This is a genomic window from Epilithonimonas hungarica, assembly GCF_900102265.1.
GTDB classification, from domain to species: Bacteria; Bacteroidota; Bacteroidia; order Flavobacteriales; family Weeksellaceae; genus Epilithonimonas; species Epilithonimonas hungarica.
On record NZ_FNBH01000002.1, the window covers coordinates 281,264 to 306,298 of the forward strand.

19 protein-coding genes are annotated in these 25,035 nt (G+C 35.2%); 11 read left to right on the forward strand and 8 right to left on the reverse strand.

What is annotated here, in order from left to right; all coding sequences use genetic code 11:
* Nucleotides 1–173 precede the first annotated feature (173 nt).
* Nucleotides 174–1,211: a PLP-dependent cysteine synthase family protein gene (locus BLT30_RS08565; protein ID WP_089873162.1), complete on the forward strand. Its 1,038-nt coding sequence runs from the start codon at nucleotides 174–176 to the stop codon at nucleotides 1,209–1,211.
* Between the two features lie 79 nt (nucleotides 1,212–1,290).
* Nucleotides 1,291–2,562 (forward strand): aminotransferase class I/II-fold pyridoxal phosphate-dependent enzyme, encoded by a 1,272-nt coding sequence (locus tag BLT30_RS08570; RefSeq protein ID WP_089873163.1) that lies wholly within the window; start codon nucleotides 1,291–1,293, stop codon nucleotides 2,560–2,562.
* 74 nt (nucleotides 2,563–2,636) lie between these two features.
* On the opposite strand, the gene BLT30_RS08575 is transcribed toward BLT30_RS08570, so the two are convergent.
* Nucleotides 2,637–4,172, reverse strand: a complete 1,536-nt coding sequence (locus BLT30_RS08575) for a serine hydrolase (RefSeq protein ID WP_089873164.1) — start codon at nucleotides 4,170–4,172, stop codon at nucleotides 2,637–2,639.
* A gap of 94 nt (nucleotides 4,173–4,266) precedes the next feature.
* Between BLT30_RS08575 and BLT30_RS08580 the strand changes: the two genes are divergently transcribed.
* The 4 genes from BLT30_RS08580 (at nucleotide 4,267) to BLT30_RS08595 (ending at nucleotide 9,732) form a co-directional block, all read left to right on the forward strand.
* Entirely contained in the window at nucleotides 4,267–4,584 is a 318-nt protein-coding gene (locus BLT30_RS08580) for a nucleoside triphosphate pyrophosphohydrolase family protein (protein WP_089873165.1), read from the forward strand.
* A gap of 153 nt (nucleotides 4,585–4,737) precedes the next feature.
* Complete coding sequence (locus BLT30_RS08585) at nucleotides 4,738–5,289, forward strand: DNA-3-methyladenine glycosylase I (RefSeq protein WP_089873166.1); 552 nt, start codon at nucleotides 4,738–4,740, stop codon at nucleotides 5,287–5,289.
* Nucleotides 5,290–5,491: 202 nt separating this feature from the next.
* Complete coding sequence (gene pyrF, locus BLT30_RS08590) at nucleotides 5,492–6,850, forward strand: orotidine-5'-phosphate decarboxylase (protein ID WP_089873167.1); 1,359 nt, start codon at nucleotides 5,492–5,494, stop codon at nucleotides 6,848–6,850.
* Nucleotides 6,851–6,915: 65 nt separating this feature from the next.
* Nucleotides 6,916–9,732, forward strand: coding sequence for a TonB-dependent receptor (locus BLT30_RS08595; protein WP_245707146.1), 2,817 nt, complete (start codon nucleotides 6,916–6,918; stop codon nucleotides 9,730–9,732).
* Nucleotides 9,733–9,807: 75 nt separating this feature from the next.
* On the opposite strand, the gene BLT30_RS08600 is transcribed toward BLT30_RS08595, so the two are convergent.
* The 3 genes from BLT30_RS08600 to BLT30_RS08610 are packed head-to-tail and all read right to left on the reverse strand — an operon-like array spanning nucleotide 9,808 to nucleotide 13,226.
* On the reverse strand, nucleotides 9,808–11,481 hold the full coding sequence (locus tag BLT30_RS08600; RefSeq protein WP_089873168.1) for a T9SS type A sorting domain-containing protein: 1,674 nt from the start codon (nucleotides 11,479–11,481) through the stop codon (nucleotides 9,808–9,810).
* A 5-nt stretch (nucleotides 11,482–11,486) separates the two neighbouring features.
* Complete coding sequence (locus BLT30_RS08605) at nucleotides 11,487–12,635, reverse strand: autotransporter outer membrane beta-barrel domain-containing protein (protein ID WP_089873169.1); 1,149 nt, start codon at nucleotides 12,633–12,635, stop codon at nucleotides 11,487–11,489.
* A gap of 18 nt (nucleotides 12,636–12,653) precedes the next feature.
* Complete coding sequence (locus BLT30_RS08610) at nucleotides 12,654–13,226, reverse strand: T9SS type A sorting domain-containing protein (RefSeq protein ID WP_089873170.1); 573 nt, start codon at nucleotides 13,224–13,226, stop codon at nucleotides 12,654–12,656.
* 240 nt (nucleotides 13,227–13,466) lie between these two features.
* On the opposite strand from BLT30_RS08610, the gene BLT30_RS08615 reads away from it, so the two are divergent.
* Both BLT30_RS08615 and BLT30_RS08620 read left to right on the forward strand, forming a co-directional pair.
* The gene (locus BLT30_RS08615; RefSeq protein ID WP_175487163.1) at nucleotides 13,467–15,248 is read left to right on the forward strand and encodes an ATP-binding protein; all 1,782 of its coding nucleotides are present in this window, start codon (nucleotides 13,467–13,469) and stop codon (nucleotides 15,246–15,248) included.
* Nucleotides 15,245–15,847: a response regulator transcription factor gene (locus BLT30_RS08620; RefSeq protein WP_089873172.1), complete on the forward strand. Its 603-nt coding sequence runs from the start codon at nucleotides 15,245–15,247 to the stop codon at nucleotides 15,845–15,847. The genes BLT30_RS08615 and BLT30_RS08620 overlap by 4 nt, the downstream gene beginning before the upstream one ends.
* Before the next feature lie 141 nt (nucleotides 15,848–15,988).
* Here BLT30_RS08620 and BLT30_RS08625 read toward each other — a convergent pair whose 3' ends face one another.
* The 3 genes from BLT30_RS08625 to BLT30_RS08635 form a co-directional block, all read right to left on the reverse strand.
* Nucleotides 15,989–16,777, reverse strand: coding sequence for a T9SS type A sorting domain-containing protein (locus tag BLT30_RS08625; protein ID WP_089873173.1), 789 nt, complete (start codon nucleotides 16,775–16,777; stop codon nucleotides 15,989–15,991).
* Nucleotides 16,778–17,079: 302 nt separating this feature from the next.
* Nucleotides 17,080–17,835, reverse strand: coding sequence for a T9SS-dependent surface endonuclease, AS87_RS02955 family (locus tag BLT30_RS08630; RefSeq protein WP_089873174.1), 756 nt, complete (start codon nucleotides 17,833–17,835; stop codon nucleotides 17,080–17,082).
* Between the two features lie 195 nt (nucleotides 17,836–18,030).
* Nucleotides 18,031–18,822: a T9SS type A sorting domain-containing protein gene (locus BLT30_RS08635; RefSeq protein ID WP_089873175.1), complete on the reverse strand. Its 792-nt coding sequence runs from the start codon at nucleotides 18,820–18,822 to the stop codon at nucleotides 18,031–18,033.
* A gap of 186 nt (nucleotides 18,823–19,008) precedes the next feature.
* On the opposite strand from BLT30_RS08635, the gene BLT30_RS08640 reads away from it, so the two are divergent.
* Nucleotides 19,009–22,224, forward strand: coding sequence for a hypothetical protein (locus BLT30_RS08640; RefSeq protein ID WP_245707147.1), 3,216 nt, complete (start codon nucleotides 19,009–19,011; stop codon nucleotides 22,222–22,224).
* A gap of 73 nt (nucleotides 22,225–22,297) precedes the next feature.
* Here the strand turns inward: BLT30_RS08640 and BLT30_RS08645 are convergent, their stop codons facing one another.
* A complete protein-coding gene (locus tag BLT30_RS08645) occupies nucleotides 22,298–23,128 on the reverse strand; it encodes a sulfurtransferase (protein WP_089873723.1) in 831 nt (276 codons plus the stop codon).
* Nucleotides 23,129–23,223: 95 nt separating this feature from the next.
* Between BLT30_RS08645 and BLT30_RS08650 the strand changes: the two genes are divergently transcribed.
* Together BLT30_RS08650 and BLT30_RS08655 are read left to right on the forward strand one after the other, a co-directional pair.
* A complete protein-coding gene (locus BLT30_RS08650) occupies nucleotides 23,224–24,177 on the forward strand; it encodes an NAD-dependent epimerase/dehydratase family protein (protein ID WP_089873177.1) in 954 nt (317 codons plus the stop codon).
* Nucleotides 24,178–24,263: 86 nt separating this feature from the next.
* Entirely contained in the window at nucleotides 24,264–25,016 is a 753-nt protein-coding gene (locus BLT30_RS08655; protein WP_089873178.1) for a polysaccharide deacetylase family protein, read from the forward strand.
* The last annotated feature ends 19 nt before the right edge of the window (nucleotides 25,017–25,035 follow it).

Genomic DNA, 25,035 nt, shown 5'->3' on the forward strand with positions numbered 1-25,035 from the left:
ATTTTAAGTTTTTAACAAAAATTAAATTTTGAATTGTTTTTTGAAAACCTCAGAAAAACAATTGGTTTTTTAATAAATATCTTGATTAAAATCAGATTCGGGGTGTAAAAAGAAAAACATTGCAATTTTTTTTTTATTTTTGCAGACAGTTTTTGAGAGAAAAATGATATAAAATGACGAATGTACACGATAATATTCTTGGTTTGATTGGTAACACGCCGTTAGTCAAATTAAATCAGGTTACAAAGGACATTCCTGCGACAGTTTATGCTAAGTTGGAGTCTTACAATCCGGGACATTCTACAAAAGACAGAATCGCATTACACATTGTGGAAAATGCTGAAAAAAAAGGATTGATAAAACCTGATTCTGTAATTGTAGAAACAACATCAGGAAACACTGGATTTTCCATTGCGATGGTTTGTATCGTAAAAGGTTACAAATGCATCCTTGCTGTCAGCGATAAAACAAAGGCTGAAAAAATAGCTTATCTTAAAGCTCTTGGAGCAACTGTTTATGTATGCCCGGCTTCTGTTCCCGCAGACGATCCAAGGTCTTACTATGAAGTTGCCAAAAGAATTGCACAAGAAACACCCAATTCTGTTTACATCAATCAGTATTTCAACGAGTTGAATATTGACGCGCATTATCAGACAACCGGGCCGGAAATCTGGAAACAGACAGAAGGAAAAATCACACACCTTTTTGCCTGCACAGGAACAGGAGGAACGCTTTCTGGTTCTGCAAAATATCTGAAAGAACAAAATCCTGGTATCAAAGTGATCGGCGTAGACGCAGACGGCTCTATTCTGAAAACTTACCACGAAACAGGAAAGATCAATAAAACAGAAATCCATCCTTATCAGATTGAGGGCCTGGGGAAGAACCTAATCCCGGGAGCACTTTTATTTGATAAAATTGATGAGTTTGTAAGAGTTAATGATGAGATGTCAGCCTATAGAACCCGCGAGATCGCTTTGAAAGAAGCTATCATGGGCGGTTACACAACTGGAGCTGTCACTCAGGCTTTGATTCAGTATGCTAATTCTCATGAGTTCAAAGCGGATGATCTGGTCGTATTGATTTTTCCAGACCATGGTTCACGTTACATCACCAAAGTTTACAGCGACAAATGGATGGAAGAGCAAGGTTTCATCAATAATTGTTTCCACAATTACGATGAGGTTTTTAAAACAGAGATCATCAAATAAAATCGTATCACAATATTTATAAGCCTTTTGTAAATACAAAAGGTTTTTTTAATAAAATCAAAAAATATCAGTTAGAAAAATGGACATTTTTGAAAGAATAAAACAAAACCCTGGTCCGCTGGGACAATTTGCAGATTATGGAGAAGGATACTATATTTTCCCAAGATTAGAAGGACCAATTGGTCCGCGAATGAAGTTCCAAGGGAAAGAAGTGATTTTTTGGAGCGCTAATGATTATTTGGGAATGTGTAATCATCCTGAAGTTTTAGAAGCCGATGCGAAAGCCGCTGCAGAATACGGGATGTTTTATCCAATGGGTGCAAGAGCCATGTCAGGAGAGACCGACCAACACCTTCAATTAGAAAGAGAATTGGCAGATTTCGTCCAAAAAGAATCCGCATATCTTTTGAATTTCGGATACCAAGGAATGGTCTCTACAATTGATGCTTTGGTTTCCAGAAATGACGTGATCGTTTACGATGTAGATTCTCATGCTTGTATAGTGGATGGCGTTAGATTACACTCCGGAAAACGTTTTACATACAGACACAATGATATCGCCAGCCTTGAAAAGAACCTACAAAGAGCTCAAAAGGTAACGGAAGAAACCGGGGGTGGAATTTTGGTGATCACGGAAGGGGTTTTCGGGATGAGAGGACAACAAGGTAAACTGAAAGAGATCTGTACTCTTAAAGAAAAATATGGTTTCAGGATCTTGGTTGATGATGCCCACGGATTCGGAACACTTGGAAAGACAGGCGCTGGAGCTGGAGAAGAGCAAGGATGCCAGGACCAGATCGATGTTTACTTTTCAACATTTGCAAAGTCTATGGCTGGTTTCGGAGCTTTCCTTGCCGGAAACAAAGATATCATCCGTTACTTGAAATTTAATCTTAGATCCCAGATCTTTGCAAAGTCTTTGACAATGCCAATGGTGATCGGAGGATTGAAAAGATTAGAATTACTGAGATCCAGGCCAGAGATCAAAGCCAAACTTTGGGAAAATGTTGAAAAATTACAAAGTGGTCTGAAAAAAATAGGTTATAATCTGGGTGACACCAATACTTGTGTAACACCGATTTTTATTCAGAGAAATCCTGTGGAAGCTACTCTTTTGGCAAGAGACCTGAGAGAGGAGTACGGAATCTTCACTTCAGTAGTTGCTTATCCTGTGATCCCTAAAGGAATGATCTTATTAAGATTGATCCCAACCGCCTCTCATACAGATTCTGAGATCAATGAAACACTTTCTGCATTTGAATCGATCTATCAAAAATTAGCCAATGGTTACTATAAGGAACAAGAAGCTAAATTGTTAAAAGAACAAAACTTAGAATTCAAACCAATTTAATCGGATTTGATTCTTAAAAATATAAAACGCCTAAACAATATTTAGGCGTTTTTCTATTATCAAATTGATTTTTCTTAATTAAGCTTCTTCAAATCCAGATCCTCAAAATCAAAGCTAAAATCGGTGACATCAGAGATGGGTTTCATTTTCGCAGAAACAGCTTTTCCATTTTCATCAAAATTCAAAGTGAAAAACGCATCGGCATCATAGCTTCTGTCGTCCCATTTCGCCACAAAAGAATTCGCTGAATATGGAATCAAATCGCCTTTCAGCCTTGGAGACGATTTAGAGATAATTCTGTAACCTTTACCTTGTTTGGAAACCTCAACAATCCCAAACCAGTCATCTTTGTACCAGCCAATAAATTGATCATCTTTCAAATCAGATTTGAATTTCGAAGCTTTATCGTAAACTTCTTTCTTTTGTTTTGCGAAAGTTTCTTCATTCTTCTTATTTCTATCGCCGTAAAGTTTTAACCAATCCCGATTTTCAACTCCCAGATAAACATCTTTCACAGAATTTGTGATTGTTGAAAAAGCAGCGCCGGACTGTTGATTCGTCAAAACCACAATTCCTAATTTCAAATCAGGAATCAATGTAAAATGGGTCACTGTTCCAATCAAACCACCGCTGTGTTGCACTTGCAAATGACCTTTGACATCGCTCAAAAACCAGCCTAATCCGTAACCATAAAAATGAGTATCATAAGGCGAAGTAATTCCCACTTTATCAGGAATTTGAAGGCTCCAAAGTTCATGGGCATTTTTTTCAGAAACCAGACGTTTTCCATCTTTGGTCACAAATCCGCTCAGAAGAAAATTGGCCCAAGTTGTCATATCCTGTATGTTGCTCATAATTCCGCCAGCGGCATTCGCTGTTTCGTTCCAGTCGTGGAGGACTGCAATGGCTTTCCCATCAACCGGAGCATGCGCATCGATGATATTTTGTGAATTTTTTGCACGATTGTAAGAACCGAAACTCGATGTCATCCCAACAGGTTTCATAATTCTCTGCTCGATAAAATCTGCCCATTGCAAACCGGAAACTCTGTGAATCACTTCGCCGGCAACGATGAACATTACATTATTATAATCCAAAGTCGTACGGAACGGATTTTCTGGTTTCAAGTAACGAACATTATGAACAATATCATTCACGGTCAGATTTCCACCTTCCGGAAAAAACATCAGATCGCCCTGCCCTAATCCTAATCCGGCTCTGTGCGTTACCAAATCTTTTATCGTCACATTTTGAGAAACATAGGGGTCAGCCATTTGAAATTCCGGGATGTATTTTGTCACTTTATCGTCCCAGTTAATTTTACCTTCATCGGCTAAAATTGCCAAAGCTGTACAAGTAAAACCTTTACTATTAGAAGCAATTCCAACCAATGTATTATCGTCCATCGGCTGATTATTTTTAAGTGAACGAACACCGAAACCTTTTGCATAAATCAGTTTTCCGTCTTTCACAACACCAACGGACATCCCAGGAACATCAAAGGTTTTTAAGGAATTCTGAATGAGTTCGTCCAGTTTTTTTTCTTCGATCTGGGCATTGAAAAAGACCAAAGAGAAAAGGAAAAAGGAAAAAGATAATGTTTTGTTCATTTTGAAAAAGCTTTTATACGAAGATAAGGATTTTGATAAAAAGGAACTTATTTACACCAATTTACTTTGTATTTTTGTTTGAAATAAATATAACATGGCAGTTGAAAATTTTGACGAAATTATAGAAAGATCAATCAAAATCCGAAAGTTATACCACGAACTGGAACTTAAGCAAAACGGTAAAGTCTGGACAATAGAACAAGATGCATTGGGATTTTTATCCGATGCCGGATTGGTGGGCAGAAATACGATGTCTCACGAAAAAACCTGGCCAAAAGCAAATTCTGACACAGAATTAGAACATAAATTAGCAGAATCGATCTGGTGGATAATCAATCTTTCTGACAGAATGGATATTGATATCAAAGAAGCAATGGAAAAATTCCTGACGAAAACCGAAAACTTATTTTAATTTTAAATTAATTGAACCACATAGACACAATAGTTTTTATAAAAAAATTAAGGCGAAATAGAATTCATAATTACTATTTCATCTATGTGTCTATGTGGTGTTTATATAAATTTTATTCTAATATCTAAACGTAACCACTAACATCTATTAGAAATGTCATATTGCGCAGCCATAGAAACAATGCAGCCCGAAGAAAGAAAAGCATTGCACAAAAACTACCACGATAACCATTACGGTTTTCCAATCCATAATGACGATGAACTTTTCGGGAGATTGATCATGGAAATCAACCAAGCCGGATTAAGCTGGGAAACAATTCTGAAAAAAGAAGATTCTTTCCGAAAAGCTTACAGCAATTTCAGTATCGAAAAAATTGCTAGTTACACCGAAAAAGATAGAGAACGTCTCTTGGCGGATGCAGGAATTATCCGAAATAAATTAAAAGTGAACGCTGCGATTGAAAATGCGAACACCATTTTGGAACTGAGAAAAGAATTTGGTTCTTTCGAAAAATGGCTGGAGCATCATCATCCGAAAACAAAAGAAGAATGGGTAAAACTTTTCAAAAAAACGTTCAGATTTACAGGCGGAGAAATTGTCGGCGAATTTTTGATGAGCATTGGTTTTCTAAAAGGTGCACATTCTGAGAGTTGCAAAATCAATGAAAAGATTTTTGCCACAAATCCGAAGTGGAAGGAAATTTAAACAATAAACACTTAAGTTGATATTAGGTACTCCTGACAAAGTTCATTTTAGTTCAATTAAGTTTTGAAAATCAAAGATTTTCCTCTAACGTGAACTTAGTCTTCAATATTTACTAATTCTTAAGTGACTTAAATGTTTAAAATTTTGTGTCTTTTGTGGTTTAAAAAATAGCCTTAAATTTGTAGAAATCTAAAGAAAGTAAATGGAAAGTAAAAAAGAATTCTTCCTCGAGTGCTACAAACTCGGGATAATCAAGTTTGGGCGTTTCACACTGAAAAGCGGGATTGAAAGTCCATTTTATGTGGATTTGCGTCCACTCGCTTCTGATCCAAAAATCCTAAAAAAACTCGCCAACTATCTTCTGGAAATGCTTCCTTTGGATAATTTTGATATCATCTGCGGAGTTCCTTATGCGGCACTTCCAATGGCAACTGCAATGTCTCTTCAAAGTTACATCCCATTGATTATCAAAAGAAAAGAAGCAAAATCTTATGGAACCAAAAAACTGATCGAAGGGATTTACGAGAAAGGACAAAATTGTCTTTTGGTAGAAGATGTGATCACATCTGGAAAATCTCTGGTTGAAACAATTGATGAAGTGGAAAATGAAGGCATCAAAGTTTCTGACATCGTTGTAGTTCTCGACAGACAACAAGGCGGGAAAGAAAAACTGGAGGAAAAAGGTTACAAAGTCCATTCGCTTTTCAATATTTCTGAAGTTGTGGAAATCCTGAGAGAGGTTAATTATATCGATGATGAGGAAATAGCGAGGATCCGAGATTTTGTGAACGGAAATCAAGTTGTTTTCGAAGAGAAAAAACGTTTGTCTTATGAACAGAAACTGGAAGTTGCTGAACACTCTTTTGCTAAGAAAATCCTTAAAATTGCCATTGAAAAAAGGTCAAACCTGATTGCTTCGGCAGATTTTATCACGACTAAAGAATTGTTAGATTTTGCTGATATTGTTGGTCCGCACATTGTGGCCCTTAAAACGCACATTGATATTCTCAACGATTTCGATGCTGATGAAACTATTCTTCCACTTAAAAATTTGGCAACGAAACATAACTTCCTATTAATGGAAGATAGAAAATTTGCTGACATTGGAAATACTCAAGATTTGCAGTTTTCTTATGGTACTTATAAAATTTCAAACTGGGCAGATCTGGTAACTTCTCACGTAATTGGCGGAAGCAAAAGCTTGGATTGTTTTGTGAATGTTGGTGTGGTTGCGATCTTAGGAATGTCTTCTCAGGGGACTTTGACGGATTCTCATTATCGTGAAGAAGCAATGAAAGTGATTGAAAATCATCCAAATATCATCGGTTGCGTAGCTCAGAATCAAATTTCTGATAATCTTCTTCTTTTCACACCTGGTGTGAATCTTGGAACCACTGGCGATGACAAAGGACAACAATACAATTCTCCGGAACATGTGATTAAAAATTATAATACCGATTTCATTATCGTCGGACGCGGAATTTATAAGGCTGATGAGCCGGAACAAGAAGCTGTGCGTTATAAGAATGAAGGCTGGAAAGCTTATGAAGCTTCTTTATAAATTTAACAATCTAAAATATCGCTTCATCAGAAAAAATTAGTAGTTTTAAATACTGATTAATTTTGATGAAGCGATTTTTTTTGTGTTTGGTTTTATTGTTAGGGCATTTCTGGGCAAAGTCTCAGCAAGACAGTATTTTGCTTAATGTAAAACTTAATGAAGATAAAAAATCAATCTCAGTTGAGCAGACATTGACCTATCATAATCCGCACCAGAAATCCATCAATCAGATCAAGCTTCTGAATTGGGTTTCTGCTTATCAGAAACGTAAAACGCCTCTTCTCAAAAGAAAAGTCGAAGACCGCAAAAAGGATCTTTATTTTGCCAAAGAAAATCAATTGGGAAAGTTGGAAAGTTTCCAGTATTCTTACGGAAACACATCTTCAGAAATCCTTAATAAAACTCAGGAAAACATTTTCATTCCGCTTTCTGAGCCTTTGGAATCTGGAAAAAGCATCACACTGAATTTAAAATATCAGATTCAGCTTCCTGACGCCCGTTTTACAGGTTACGGGGTTGATGTCAACAAGATTGTTTTAAAATATTTCTTCCTAGTTCCTGAGACTTACGAAACCGAAAATCAAAGCAATTCTTTCTATCGAGATACGGAAGAAACAGCTAACGCAGGTTCTTTTTGGAAAGTAGATTTCCAAGTCCCACAGAATTGGAAAATCTACTCTAATCTTGAGCAAAATAATGATTCTGAATTCGTAGGAAATTCTATCAATGACCCAGAATTCCAGTTATCGAATGAAATCTATCCTGAGTACCAACTGGATGTTGACGGGCAAAAAATCACAGTTCAATTAGGTTATCAGGTTTCTGAATATCAAAGACAGACCTTGGCTTTTCTTTTGCCAACGCATCTCAAATTCATAAAAGCAAGAATTGGAAATCTTCCGGACAAATTATTCATCACTCAAAAATTCTTGAATAAAGAAGAGTTTATCGGGATTGATGATATCAAATTCTGGAAATTCAAATATCAATTGTTCACGGATTATGAAAAGACAGATTTGGATTATTTCAGTGCCGTTTCGAAGAAGATAATGGACGAATATTTCATTACCAACAAGACGCAGGAACATTGGCTGAAAAATGGTTTGAAGTCTTATCTGGAAATCCAGTATCTGAAAAACTTTTATCCAAATCATAAGCTTCTTGGGAATCTTCCCGATAACGCAAGTCTCTTCGGAATTAAGCCTTTGAAGTTATTCCACGCTTCAAAGCTGAAACTTTCCGAGCGTTACGGATTGGCTTATCATTATATCTCGACTCAGAATCTTGACCAGAAAATTGACACGCCTTTTCATCAGTTGAGCAATTTCAACACCACTGCGATCAGTCAATTTGAAATGGGCAATCTTCTGAATTATATCTCGGAATATCAAGGAACAAATTCTTTTGATTTTTTTCTAAAAGACTATTTATCTTCAGCATACAGAGCCAAAACAACAGGTAAAGATTTTCTCGATCATCTTAAAAAATTCACCAATGGAAAATCTGCTTTCCTGAATCAAATGATGAATGAAAAGCATAGAATCAATTTTAATCTGAAAAACATAGAAGAACAAAAGCAAGATTATCTTGTTCATATCAAGGATAAAAATGCGTCCAATATTCCTCTGAAAATAGAATCTGAAAATAAAACCGAAGAGAAAAAACTCTATTGGAAAAGTTCTAATTCGCTGACAAAAGATTCGCTTTCTATTGCGAAAGAAGATGTTTACAAGATTGTACTGAACGACAATTATGCTTTTCCTGAAACTAATTTTCGAGATAATTACATCTATACAAAAGGATTTTTCTCTAACACCAAAAAGATAAGATTCAAATTGGTAAAGGATGTCCAAAACCCTGAATATAACGAGATCTTCCTGACTCCAAGATTGACTTTCAATGCTTATGATAAAGTTTTACTTGGACTTAATTTTAAGAATCAAGGGATTTTTGACCAGAAATTTGATTATTCATTCACGCCTTACTATAGTACCGGAACCGGAAAACTGACTGGTTCGGGTGCGATTGGCTATTCCATTCTGCCACCAAATAGTTTTTTCAGAAGCTGGAATTTTACACTTTCGGGGTCTTACTTTCATTATAATACCAATCTGGCCTATAAAAGATTTGGAGCCGGGACTTCCATTAATTTTAATAAAAACCCAAGAAGTGCCATTGGAAGAAGTTTGTACTTCTCTTATAATTATTATGACAGAGAATTGACTCCACTAATGATTGAAAATAATCTCTATTCCAAATATAACCTTTGGAATTTGGGCTATTCATACTCAGACAACCGATTGATTCACGAAAAATATATCTCGACCAATTTACAATGGATGGAAGATTTTCAAAAGATTTCAGCGGAAGCTTTTTACCGCTGGGAATTTTCGAAGGATAGGAAAATCAGTTTCAGGTGGTTTGCCGGATATTTTATAAAGAATGAAACTAAAAATGCTTTATTCAATTATGGATTATCACGAGTTTCCAACTACTCTTTTTCATATGGTCTATTAGGTCAAAGCGCCACTTCAGGGATTCTTTCTCAGCAGTTCATCTTGGCAGAAGGTGGCTTCAAATCGATGTTCAATACATCTGTGAATCAATTTATAACGAGTTTAAATGTAGATTCTCATCTTTGGAAATGGTTCAATCTTTATGCAGATGCCGGTGTTTATAAAAATAAAAATAGGGCAACTCAGTTCATTTGGGATTCTGGTGTGAAGGTGAAAGTCGTTCCAGATTTTCTTGAAGTTTATTTTCCTGTTGTTTCCAGCCTTGGTTTTGAACCTGGATTCAAAAATTATGGTTACAGAATCCGATATACTTTGGTTCTGAATCTTGGAGCGTTGATCAATAATCTGAGACGTGGAGTTTATTGAAAAACAAGAAACCACCGAAAAAGTTCAGTGATTTCTTTAATATAAGGGTTATTAGCTTTTTTTGAGTTACGGTTATTAGTTTTTAATAAAATGTATTGTTTTTGCCCCCGAATTACTATATATCTTTAGAATATAATTACCTTGTGATAAATTTCTAACATCCACTTTATTATCCTTATAAATTGGTAAAAAGGATTGATTCAAGAGGTTAAATATTTCAATTTTGGAAATTTTGTTTTTAGTCAATATGTTGATAAAGTCGCCGGTCGGATTTGGATATATTCTATAGTCCTTGTCTACAATGGTATTTTCAATTATTTCTTCATTTATCTTATCTGTATTAGGACTCGAACTGAATTTTCCATTTGGTAATGGTGTATTATCTGCATAAGCATAAAAATGATTTGTATCAATAAATGTATCAGGATTGATTAAAAGATAACCGTTGCCCTCTACTTTTATCCCATTCCAAGTAGAATTATTTGCAGACGTAATCTCTGCACCCTCGATAATAAAATTGCTACCATCTTTTACGATGAACCTGCTATCTGGAGCCATTATGATTTTACAAGTGGCTTTTAGACTTGAATTATTGTCAATTTTCACATTAGAATATAATCTGAAGTTTAAATCCCATAACTCATCATTTCCTACATTTAGACTTGTGTTCTTAAAAGAATCTTCTGTAAAATATTGTCTAGTACTCTTAGTAGAAGCTGCTAAATAAATTTTAGAAATTTGAAGATTGCTAAGAAAGTTACCGGCTGCAACCCCATCCTGGTTCATAATATTAGGAGCACAGTTATTCTCATGACCCAAGTTAAAATTATGGCCAGTTTCGTGCAAAATACCTTTTCTAAAATTGGCTACATACCAACCTCTTACAGTTGTCCAAGGAGTATTAGGGGCAGGGCTTGTAGGGTCTGGATTATCTGCAACATAATTTTTCATCCAAAGATAGGCGAGATAGGCATTTGGATAAAATTGTCCCAATTTTTGTGAAAAATTAGAATTGGATGGTGATTCTGATGCGGCCCAGCCTTCTCCATATCCTATAGAATAATTGTTATTATTTACAAACTCATTATAAATATTCCCATTATTCGCAAAAACTACATTAATTCCAGAAGGAATGGTTGAATCATTATCGAAATAAGTATAATAATAATCTGTACTGTTAGGATAGACCTTATTAAAATTTGTACAAGTTACTGGAGCTCCTGACAAAGTACATGGAATATATCCCGTATAAAGATAATCCCAGGCCGGATCTACTTTCCAAATCTTATTAACTACAAATTGAACCTTTGTATTGGTAAGATTTGTTTGCCCATATCCTTCACAAGGAGATGTTGGCTGTCCGTCCAAATTTAATAATGTTTGATTAACTCTACTAATAGTCTCATCCAAAAATGCATTATGATCCGAATTATTCTGCTCAAAATTTCCTGTGCCATCTGGTTTGGTAAGAAAAATGAAATTAAGTTTTAAATAAATAATACCATCAGACGATTTTGGTAAATAAAGATCATAATGATTGTAAGAATAATCATTACTACTATAATATTGAGATGTGTTGCCACAGTTGGTAGAATTTAATTCTAATTCCTTAGAATCAAATATTTTCGCATTCTTAACGTTCAATTTATCAACAGACTCATTAGCGCAAATAGTAGAGAATGGATTATTTTGTGCTTTGAATAAAGCAATCATTCCAACAAATATAAAAATGTCAAAAAGTTTTTTCATACCTTTTATTTTTTATTATTAGCTTCTAGCTCTTCTATTCTCTTGTCCTGCTTTATTAGATGTAATGTCAACTCTTCTATTTTTTTTAGAAGCAGGATATTCATTTCCTTTAGCTCTATTCCGTTTTGGATTGCCTCTTCTGTAGATGGAACTTCTGGTAAGTGTCCGTTTATACTAATATAATTTTCTACTTCTTTTAAAGGCATTAGTTTATAATCCTTAGTAAAAACATAATCTGCCCAACCGTTTGCAGCCGCTATCTCTACCTTTACTTTTTCTGTTTTGATACCATCTTTTACGAAAAGTTTATATTTTTCACCATCTCCTGCAATTCCATCCGAAGGAAGGTTAGATGTACCTATTCCTATAGTTCCATTATTTCCCCTTATCCAGTTTCCTATATTCAGTTGGTTGTTTACACTTGAAGAAGTTGGCGATGCTCCGTAGCCAATTATTATATTATTACTTCCAGAAGAAAGACCAGAGGCGGAATTTGCTCCAATTGCAACATTATTGCTACCACTTACTAAGTCCGTTAAGGAACTTCGTCCTAAGGCTGTATTGTAATTTCCAGTAATCACTCCTCCAAGCGAGCTAGATCCCAATGCTGTGTTATAGCCAATATTATTACTAGCTATTGCATTATATCTGGCCATAGAAGCAAATCCAATTGCTGTATTTTCTGTCAGGGTTCCTGCCCCACTCAATGTATTTAGCCCTAATGCTGTGTTATTAGATCCGGTTGTATTATTCCACAAAGAATTAACTCCTATAGCGGTGTTGCCTTCTCCTGTAGTATTTGGTTTTAAAGAATTGGCTCCAAAAGCAGTATTATTAAGTCCCGTTGTAATGGAGACTAAAGAGCCTAGACCCACTGATGTATTGCCCAGACCAGTGGCAAAATCGTTTCCCCCTGCAATAAATAGATTATTATTCCAACCATAACCGTTATCAATATTTTGAAATATAAGTCTGCCTTTAGTAGTCAGCTTAATCCATTCAATATTATTTGTTTTAAATACTAGACTTTGGTTATCAGTAGTTCCTAAAAAATTAGTTCCAGAGGATATACCGGAGTTACCAGTTAAAGACCAATTTTGCGCATTTGCAATTCCTGTTAGCGCCAAAAAGCTTAGTAAAAAAAGTTTTCTCATAGTTTAAATTTTTAATTGTTATTTTTTTATAAATTGTTTTGTATAGGTCGTGTTCTCATTGGTCATAACTTTCAACCAATAAGTTCCTTTTATAAGTCTGGATACATTGATCTCTGATGTTTTATTATTAGTATCATTATTCAAGACTTCTTGTCCATTGGCATCATAGATTTTTATATTTTCCAAGATTCCTTTGTCTAAAGAGAGTTTAAGTATGTGTTCTACCGGATTTTCTTCTATTGTTATTTCCTGTGATTTTACAGTTTTTTGTGAATTATAATATATTCTTTTATTTGCTCCGTCATTTCCATTTTTTTTAGGTATAATGGTAGTCCCTCCTGTATCTGCTGCACAATTATCACAAGGTATTGACGGTAAAATTGTAATATTATAGTTTTGACTTGGTATGATTAGGATACCGTTTGATGCAGAAACGTCATTCCTTACAACGGTATTGATAGAACTGGTAAAAATAAGATTACTCTCATTACAGGAATATCCATGAGATATGGGATTAACCTCTGTATAATAACATGTTTGAGATTTAAAGAAAGGAAATATGGAAATTATTATAAGGAGATTTATTTTCATGTAAGTTTTATTATTTTAGGAGTATACAAAACACTTGCTCTTATTGGTATTCTGTTCTGAAAAATTCATCAATTACAATCTCTTTAAGAAAGAATTTAATTATATTTAACAAAAATATAAGCTTAACTAAAATATTTCTATCACATAATACCGTGATTTTTTATGAAAAAAACGCTTTTAACATTATTAATTACCTTTAATTGTGTTTTTGGACAAAAAAAAATAGAAAAATTAGATAAGATGTTTGAAAAATTCAGTGCTGTTATCAATAAGGATTCAGATTCAGCTTACTATTATTGCAAGCAGGCATATAAGCTTAATAATAAAATAGGTAATGATTATTATGCATCAAGATGTCTTATTCTATATGCTTCATACTATTATAATCTAGGCAACAATTCAAAATGCAGGAAATATATTGACCAGGCTTTGATTCTCGCAAAAAAAACAGGCAATATCATCGCGCTTTATCGCATTTATAATTTAAAAGGTATTATGTTTTTTGAGGCTGGTGAATATGACAAAGCATTCAATGAATATCAAAAAGCTCTGTTTTATTTAAAGAAAAAACCAGATAATAAGTATTATGGTATTTTGCATTACAGTTTCGGAAACCTTTTCCTTATCAAAGGTGATACTATATCGGGTATCAAAAATTATAAACTTACATCTAAATATTCCATATTAGCAAAAGATACCGCAAGGATACTAAGTTCATACATTCTTATAGCAAATGCCATACAATCCAAAGACCATCAAAAAGCCAACGATTATTATGAAAAAGCATATCGTTTGGCCCAATTGACCAAAGACAGGCAGGAACAATTTGATATCAGATTCAACCAGAGTAATAATTTTCTGGACCCAAATAACCAATCTAGAAACGAAAAAGCCCTATCTTATTTGAAAGCGGCAGAGAAGCTTCTTAAACAATTGGATGGCAAGGATTTATATAACTTCTATTTGTATTTTAATTATGGTGCGTACTACATGAATAAAAATGACTTTCAAAATGCCATAAAACACTATGAATTGGCTTATAAAGCATATGATGCAGAAAGAATTCCTATTGACCAGAAATTAAATATATTAAAAAGTCTGGTTAATGTTTACAAAAAAGATAACAACTTCCAAAAATCTTATGAATATCAAAGCCTGTTTTATAAACTAAAAGACAGTCTCTTCACTATTGAAAAAGAAAAGAATTATAATCATCTGCTTGCGAAGTATGAGGTAGGCAAAAAGAACAACCAAATACAGCTTCTCAGTAAAGAAAATGAGTTGCAGAAAGTAAGAAAAACAAAACTATATTTTATTTTGGGACTGCTAGTCATACTATTATTACTTGGTTTCTTTCTCTATAAAAACAAATTGAAATCTCAACAAAAACTAAATAAGAAACAACTGGAACTTAATAAGACAAGAGATATTCTGGAAGGACAAAACAAAGAACGCAACCGTTTGGCAAAAGAACTTCACGATAGTGTTGCAGGTAGTTTAGCCGGAATCAATTTTATGCTAGACAAGGAAAATGATGTTTTACAGAATGATAATCTTTCTGTTATTCAGAGGCATATCAATACATTACATGAAGAAATACGAGAAATCACGCATGACCTTAGTAACCATTTTCTTATGGAGAAAACGTTTTATCAGTTAATGCAACATCTGGCAAAACGAAATAGGGAAAACGGAATCTTGACAGATATCTTATTCTTTCCGGAAAATGCTTTGACTAGAATCAACGAGGAAACAAAAAACCATCTATACAGAATAATTCAAGAGTTATTCACGAATATCCGTAAACATGCTAATGCCACAAGAGTACAAATGAGTGTGACCCAGCATGAAAATTCCATTTGCATTATGATAGAAGACAACGGTCAGGGATTCGATAAGAACAAGACCGGAGGCATAGGACTTAAAAACATCAAGGAAAGGTTAAAAATATTCAAAGCTCATTTGGAAATTGATTCTTTTCCCAATAACGGCACCACTGTAACTATAACCTTCAGAATATGATAAATATTGGCATTGTAGACGATCATCAATTATTTTTGGACGGGTTACGCTCAATCCTGTCTGTCCAAGAAAATTACAATATTGTCTTTGCTGTGGACAATGCAAAGGAAGCATTGTTATACATCCAAAAACAAACAATAGATATTTTGATCACAGACATCTCTATGCCACAGATGAGTGGTCTGGAGCTGATCCATCATGTAAAAGAGAATTCTCCACATATCAAAATCATTATAATGAGTAGTTTCCAGAATATGGTAACCAAGCGCAAAATAGATGCCTATATGCTGAAAACCACACCTAAAGAAAAGCTGATAGATATAATCACCAACCTCTATCTAAAAAATGAGAAATATTATTATTCCTCCTCAATCGATTTTCAAGAGATCCAGTTCAAAAAGAACATCCTCAGTCCCCGTGAAAAAGAGATTGTGGTGGCCATCAGCAAAGGACATTCAAGTACCGAAATCTCCAATATGCTATTCATAAGTGTGAATACTATAGAAACCCATCGCAAAAACATATTCTTCAAACTTAATGTTACCAACATTGCACAATTGATAGCCGTAGCCATCAAATTGGGAATCATTGATTATTAAGATTCATCGACAAGCTCAGGATGACAATACTAATACTAAACATGTTTAAGCCTGGCTGGGCTAAGTTTCTCGAAGATCATACATAAAACAAAAAAAGCTTCCTGAATTAGGAAGCCTTCTATTTTTGAAAAGTGGCTCAAATTATTTTTTGATAATTTTTTGAGATACTTTTTCTCCGTTCACTGTTCCAGTTACGATATAAGTACCTTTTACAAGAGAAGATACGTTAAGCGTAGAACCTTCTGTTACTTTAGCCGCTTTTACAACTTGACCAGCAGCATTGATGATTTGGATATCTGCATTCTTAGCGAAAGCGATAGATTCTCCAACTACTGTGTTTTTAACTAAGCTGTATTTTGATTTAGAAAAATCAGTAACTGCTAAGCCTCCTTGCACCAAAGAAAAATCATCAAAAGCAGCAAGTGTTGAATTATTATATGCTCTAACAGCTAATTGAAATACTGTTGCTGCAGCTGGAGAAGTAAAAGTGATTGATTTCTGAGTCCAACTAGTTGCCGGATCAAGGTATAAATTGTTCGGACCTCTTAAAGGATCTGAAGTTGCCGTAGATGCATCCCCAGCTAAATAAAGAATAGTTGCTGCTGAATCTTTAAAAACACTCCAGATTCTTGCATCTGTTCCATCACCAGTAGCTTTATACCAAAAAGATACTGTATACTCTGTTCCGCCGGTTATTGCAATATCTTGATAAAATCCAGTTGTACCGGTAGCTGCTGTATAAGCTGCGTTGTAAGTCCCTGCATAAGATCCTGAATTAGCCAATGTAGGTTCAGTATAAGAAGCAGCAGTCGATGGACCTTTTGCCCATGGAGCTAATACTCCAGTTTCAAAACCTGGATTTGTTACTAAATTTTGAGCCGATACTAAAGATACAGCTGCAATACTTAAAATTGTAAAGATTTTTTTCATTTTATTAAAGTTTAAAAATTGTTTTATTATAAAAATTAAAGGGTTGCTAAGTTAATAAAAAAATGTATTCCGCAAAATTATGTTCATTTTTTAACATTTCCGCATTATCAGGTCTAGATTTGATCAAGGTCAGAAAATTATAACTTATGAAAATTAACATTTTTTTATTCTCAAAAATCTTGCCCATTTTGCTTGTACAAAAATAAACATATTAATAAGACGATATGTTAAGTCTGTTTTAAATCATAAAAAAGCCGATGTGAGGAACATCGACTTTTATAAATTAAGACCCGGAAAAGGAGTTACTTCTTAATGATCTTCTGAGACACAGCCTGTCCGTTTACAAGACCTGTTACCACATAAGCTCCTTTTGCCAAAGAAGAAACGTCTAATCTGGAGTTATCAGAAACTTCGGCTGTTTTTACAATTTGACCGGCTGTGTTATAAACTGATATTTTTGCAGAAGTCCCAAAGATCAATTCGTTTGATACAATTGTATTCTTAACAAGACCTGTTTTTTCTTTAGTAGCATCTACAACGGCCATAGTTGCCGTGGTAACTTTGATATCGTCTATAAAGAATCTGCCGTTTGCTGCTGCATTTCCTTCAAAGGCAATGACCACATTTCCTGTTGCATTGGTTACATTGATTGTATAAGTTGTATAGCTGGCTTTCACCAAAGTTACTGTAGCTTGGCTTAAAGTACCTCCCGTAACAGAGACCTTCAAAGTGGTATTTTCGTTATTTCCGTTCCAAGCCGCAGCTCTGAAAGTAAGAGTCCCACTACCTGTCAATGTAATATTTGGTGTTTTCAATACCCCGAGAACACTAGCTGTTCCCATTTTCAAACAACCTCCTCCTTTATAAGCCCTTGTTAAATCCCAAGTACCTCCTGTAGTATAACTTGCAAGTGCGGTGCCTGCTACGGAAGAAGCCCAGTTCCCATCACTTCCACCAGTTCCGTCAACATCATCAAATGTTGCATTGAAAACAGTAGTTTGAGCATTGATCGATGCAGTTAAAACAACTGCTGCGAATAAAGAATAAATCTTTTTCATAATAAAGTTTATTAAATTTTGTTTGTGACAAATCTATTGTAATCCACAACGATCTCAGATTGACAAAACATTAAAAATATAATAACAATCAATAATATATAGTTTTAATTGAGTTCATTTACTGTAATATTCAATTAACAAAAAAAACGCTACCAAAATTGGTAGCGTTTTTTTATCATTTAGAAATAATGATAATTATTTCTTTATAATTTTCTGAGAAACAGTTTGTCCGTTTACAAGGCCTGTTACTATATAAGTTCCTTTTGCCAAAGTAGAAACGTCTAATCTAGTATTTTCAGAAACCTCAGCAGTTTTTACAACTTGGCCAGCTGTGTTATAAACTGACACTTTTGCAGAAGCCCCAAAGATTAATTCATTTGATACGATGGTATTTTTTACTAAGTTGGCTTTTCCTTTTGTAGCATCTACTACTGCCATTGTAGGATTTTCATATACAATAACAATAGAAGTAATATATCCTGCGCTAGCTCCTCTTTTGATAGCGAAGAATTTGTAATCAGTTCCTGATAGATCGGTAGTTGTCCATCCCGTAGTAGAAGCAGTGCCTATCTGTGTCCCCCCAGTTACATCATAATTAGCAGCCGTAGCATTTACTAAACGTGTTGTTCCTCCATAAAGAGAAGATTCTCTGGCTGTACCTACAGAATTAATAGTTACACTAAGGATTTTACCTGGCAAAGCCGTTGTATTATAAATAACACCTTGATTTGCTTGTGTTTGGATGTTAGTTCCTGCCGCAGTGCCAGAAGTAGGAGCATTAACTGCATTAGCCGTAATGGCTTTTCCTCCAAAATCAATAGCATTAGTGGTCCAAGTCCTCTCAGCTCCACCATTATAATTACTTGTTCCTAATACCGCAGTACCCCCGATACTTGCTACATCTATAGTTACCGTAGCTGTTTGTGCAACAAGATTACTGCTTACAGTTAAAGCAACTGCTGCTAATAAAGAATAAAATTTTGTCATAATATAAAGTTTAAAAATGTTTCTTTCGTTTCCCTTATGGGATGGCAAATATAAAATTTTAAAGCCAACTATAATTTTACAGCTTCCTTTTCCGTTTTAAATAATTGTTAATTCGGTTCAAAGCCTATTATTACTACATTTACACTTTACAAGAAAAGGGTGTCTAAGATATACAATTTTTTTCTAATGGTCTGTACTTTTTCTGCAATGGCTTCGGTCAATGCACAGATATTCAGTTGGAAAAATCCAAATATCCCTCAAGATTCCCTTAAAAAGGATAGCGTGATGATATCTAAGATCAATCGGGATTTTTTCACCAAAGACACGCTTGACTTCATCAAAAAACAGAATCGTGTGATCTATGATGAAGAAGTTCTGGTGAAAAATGACAGAAAGAGAATACTTGGAGAACTCAATTCCAAAGGCTCTATTATCAGAGGTATTACTTTTGGAAACAACCAAGGTTCGTCTGTTCAAAGTTCTATGGATATGCAGATTTCGGGTAAATTAAGTCCGGATGTTTCTATTTTGGCTTCGATTTCTGACCATAATCTTCCCGTCCAAGCCGATGGTTATACACAGACGTTGCAGGAATTTGACAAAATTTATCTTCAGCTCAATATCAAAAACCATAGCATCATTAGAGCAGGACATCTAGACCTGAATGATGAAACCACCTATTTCGGACGTTATCAAAGAAGAAGTATGGGATTGCAATTCCTGACCAGCTGGGAAAAAAATGGTAATAAAACTTCAGTTGATGTTTCTGGCGGCGTTGCCCGAAGTGAATTTTTCAGAATGCGTTTTCAAGGGATCGAAGGCAATCAAGGACCATATCGGTTAACTGGGAAAAACGGAGAATTATTCATCACAATCATTTCCGGCTCGGAACAGGTTTATATTGATGGAATTCTGATGAAACGTGGCGAAAATCAGGATTATACGATCAATTATAATACGGGCGAGATTACATTCACCAGTTTCCGACCGATCTACAAACAGAATTTCATCAACGTATCTTATAATTATACCAACCGAAATTATACAAGATTTCTAATTACAGGAAGCATCAAGCATCAAAGAGAAAAGCTGAAAGCCGGATTCAGTTGGTTTATGGAGAACGATAATAAAAATGCACCGTTATCTCTCAACCTGAGTGATGAGGACAAACAAACTCTGGTCAATGCAGGGAACAATTCCGACGCCATGTTTTCGCCATCAGGTGTAGAAACGGAATATGATGTCAACAAGATCCTTTACAAAAAAGTATTCTCCGGCGAGTCTTTCTATTATGAGTTTTCAACCGACCAAACTCAGGTACTTTATCAAGTTGCTTTTACTTATTTCGGAAGTGGAAAAGGCGATTACCAATTACAGCAATCAACAAACAACGGTCGTGTTTTCCAATATGTAGGAGCTGGCTTGGGAGATTATATGGCGGTGAGAAAGTTACCCGCACCGGAAAAATCACAGGTTTATTCGGCGAGTATTGAATATGCGCTCAACGATGGCGTTATTGGAACCGATGTTTCTATGAGCAATTATGACCTCAATCTGTTTTCGTCAAAAGACAACAAACAGAATATCGGTTATGCAGCGAGAATCTATGCCAATAAAACTTTCAAGAAAAACACCTGGACGGGAACGCCGATGGTGGAATATCAGGCCATTCAAAAGAATTTCCATATTCTTGACAGAATCAATAATGTTGATTTCTGGAGAGATTTTAACCTGACCAATGAATTCAGTCAGATCACCCAGAACAGATTTATTTTTTCATTCCTGAATGACTTTAATAAAAGATCTTCTGTCAATTATAAAATCAATTACCTAGAAGAGACCGGTACTTATAAAGGAATCAAAAACGATTTGGATGCAACGTGGAGAATTGGAAAATTCAAGAATCTTGGCACAATTTCCTATCTGGACACCAAATCAACCGACCTTAATACCACTTTCATCAGAGGGGCAGTTTCTACTGAGTTGGCTGGCAAAAAAGGGAGCTGGATGTTGGGCGGTTCTATGGAACATAATGAAAAAAAATACAATGCTACGCAAACTCTCGATTTGACAAGCTTTAGCTGGAGAGAGGTTTTTATTCAGAAAAAAATAGCCGATTCTGCTAGAACCAAGTTGTTGGCAAAAGTATATTTCAGAGGGAATGACTCAGTTCTTGACAACCGTCTTCAAAAAATGAACAATATTCTTGGAATTCAGGCGGAAAGTCAAATCATCAAAACAGAGAAAACACAATTATCGACTTTGGTTCATTACAGGAAGTTCTTTTATGAGAATCAGACTTTGACCAATAATCAAAATCAGGATTTTGTAGTTGGAAATATATTATACAATCAGCAATTATTCAAAAACGGAATGCGCCTTCAGCTTTTCTATGAATTAGGAAATGGCCAGGAAGCGCAGCGGGAATTCCAGTACATCAAAGTAACCGACGGACAAGGTGTTTACAAATGGACGGATTATAACAACGATGGCGTTCAGCAATTAGATGAATTTGAAGTGGCAGAATATGCAGATCTGGCGCAATACATCCGAGTTTATACAAATAGTGTAAACTATCTGGCTTCTAATAAAAATAAACTTCAGTTAGCTTTATTTGTAAATCCTTCCGTTATCATCAGTTCAGAAAATGCCTTCTTGAAACGTTGGAACTTCAATTTGTCCCTACTTTCGCAAAATTCTTATATGAAAGGTAGCAAAGTCCTGGTTTGGAATCCTTTCGAAAGACAAAGCGACCAATTGCTTAGAACTCAGAATATCTTGGCTTCGGCTTTATTTAATTCTAATGACAAATCCGGTTGGAACGGAAGTTACCGATATACGGACAATGACAATCTTGTGAATGCAAATTTCAGCAACGAGGAACATTCTCAGAGGTCTCATTTTATGAATGTCGGTTATTCATTCACAAAGACTTTCCGCGCCGATTGGGAAAATACGCTTCAGAATGTGACCAATAGCTCCCAGGTTTACAACACTCGAAATTATCTTCTTCAAAATTGGGAAACAAAACCGAAAGCGACCTATAAATTAACGGAAACTTTACAAACAGAAATTTTCGGGGCGCTTCGCCAGAAAAAAAGAACCGACGGCGAGGAACTTTTGAAAACCTATGAAATCTCAGGAACGCTCCAATGGGAAAGATCAAAAACATCCATCAGGGCCAATTTCTCTTTCATTAACAATGATTTTACCGGAAACAGTTACAGCATTGTCGGAAATCAAATGTTGGAAGGTCTGAAAGCCGGAAAAAATCAAGTCTGGACATTATACATCCAGCAAGCAATTAATTCTTTCATTCAGCTTAATATTAATTACGAAGGTAGAAACTCCGGTGATAGGACAATCCACATCGGAAGTATGCAAATCCGCGCAAGTTTTTAAAAAAGTGATGAGTTATAAGTTATTAATTATGAGTTCCAACATTCATTCATAACTCATAACTCATAATTAATAATTAAATCCCATTCCTGCTCCACTCGCTCCAGCTTCCAACATAGAGATTCGGAATATCAAAACCTGCATAATCCAAAGCTAAAAGAGAATGACAGGCCGTTACACCACTTCCGCAATGGAAAATGATTTTGCTTTTATCATATTTCTCAAATAATTCGGAATATAGATCCTTGAGAACTTCAGGAGATTTGAACAAACCATTTTCATCCAGATTATCAGAAAAAGGATAATTCTTAGCATTAGGAATATGTCCGGCAACCAAATCGATTGGCTCGGTAATCCCCTGGTAACGTTGTGATTCACGTACATCCACAATTACAGAATCCATATCTTGTGAAGCCGATCTCACATTATCAATCCAAACTTGTGGTAATTGCCAATCTGTATAGTCAGAAATGTATTTAGTCTCAGGATAAGAATTATCATTCGAGCTTAAAGGGTAATTTTGATTTTCAGCGAATTGCAAACCGCCATTCAGAACCTGAACATTTTGATGACCAGCCGCCTTCAACATCCACCAAAATCTTGCCGCGGCATTTGCTCCGTTTTTATCATCATAGATCACAACGTGAGAATCTTTATCAATTCCTAACTTCCCTATTGTCTTGATAAAATTTTCAAACTTCGGAAGCGGATGCCTGCCTCCAAATTTTGGATCATCAATCTCAGCCAAATCAGAATTCAGATCAACGAAAACCGAATTCCCGAGATGCTTTTTCCGGTACTCTGTATTCGCATCTGGTCCGGTTCTGACATCAAAAATCCTTAGATCTAGATTTTCTGATTTCGTAAAAAGTTCAGCAACTTCTATAATTGGCAATTGATTTTTCATTTTATCATATTTTAAAAAAATTTCTTGGAATTCTTTTTGATTCTCAATCCCAAATTTAATTAGATTTGCCAATCAAGAAAAGTAAAAATGAAACTATGACAGAAAAAATTCTAATCACAGGCGCGCTTGGACAAATCGGAACAGAACTAACTGCCAAATTATCAGAAATTTATGGTAAGGAAAACGTTATAGCTTCCGGATTGGACAAATGGAAGGAAGGTATCACAGAAGCCGGTTATTACGAAAGGCTTGATGTGACTAATTTCCAAGCTGTTACAGAAATTATCAAAGCGCACAACATCACTACAGTTTATCATCTTGCGTCGCTTCTTTCTGGAACTTCGGAAAAACAGCCGCTTTTTGCATGGAAACTGAATCTTGACCCATTGATCCATCTTTGCGAATTAGCAAAAGAAGGTGTGATAAAAAAAATATTCTGGCCAAGTTCGATCGCCGTTTTTGGGAAAGGAATTCCGAAAGAAAATGTCGGGCAGGAAGTTGTTCTCAACCCGACAACTGTTTACGGAATCTCCAAAATGGCAGGTGAAAAATGGTGCGAATATTACTTCGAAAAGTATGGCGTTGACATCAGAAGTATCCGTTATCCCGGTCTCATTTCCTGGAAAGCTCCGGCTGGAGGTGGTACTACAGATTATGCTGTCGAGATATTTTATGAGGCAGTAGAAAATGGGAAATACACGAGTTTCATCAGTGAGAATACTGCGATGCCAATGTTGTATATGGACGATGCAATCGATGCTACAATCAAACTGATGACAGCTCCAAAAGAAGAGGTAAAAATCCGCTATTCCTACAACCTCGGAGGAATGAGTTTTACACCAAAAGAATTGGCTTCTGAAATCAAAAAAACGATACCTGATTTTGAGATAAAATACGAGCCGGATTTTCGTCAGGCAATCGCAGATTCCTGGCCGGCAAGTATAGACGATTCTGCAGCTAAGCAAGATTGGGGATTGGATTATAAGTTCGATATTTCATCCATGTCGATAGATATGATAAATAACCTTAAGAAAAAGCTTAACAAATAACAAAATTTAAATCATCGGTTCTAATCAAATCAATTTTAACATTTGGTTTTTAATTGATTAAAAAATTTATCTCAATTATAATTTAAGTGGTTTTATTAACTTTCAACATATCAATATCAGAGAACAAGACTTTGGAAACTAAAAATATTTCAGAATCTGAATTGATATCTTCTATCGAAGAAAAAATTAATTCTACCTTACTTTTATTAGAGCTCCACGAATTTCATGCAACATTTTTCATTGATATTTCTATCGCCGAAGAATTAAAAAAATCGATAAAAAAGATATCATTTGCAGGTCATGAAATTGCACTTTACAATATGAATTCTGATGTGGAAACGATAGAAAAAGTGAAGCAAAATATTGAAGATATTTTACAAAAACCGATACGAGGGATGAGACAGAAATATCATCAGATCCCTTACTCGGAAATCAAGAAACTAGACTTCAACTATGTCTCCAATATCGAGGAATCGAGAATCAATTTTCTATGGCGAAAATTGACTGCAAAAACAGAAATCCATATCGAAAATGATTTGACGATCGTCCCGGAAAGCCAATCGCCCTATTCTCAACTTCCCTTCAATGATTATGTGCTTCAGGTGACACCAATGAAGTATTACGAAAGTATGCTTTTGGAAAGTTTGAAGAACAATGAATATGTAATGATCTATTCCAACATCTGGCAATTTTTTGAATCGAAAGAACTTCCGATCGGGTTGCCTTTCTATAAAAAGATAAATATCGGTCGTAAATTCGAAGACCGTCTTGAACAGCTATTTCAGTTCATTGATGAGAACGAAATAGCTGTTTCGAGAATGAAGGATTATTTGTTTTGACTTTCCCACATATATATTA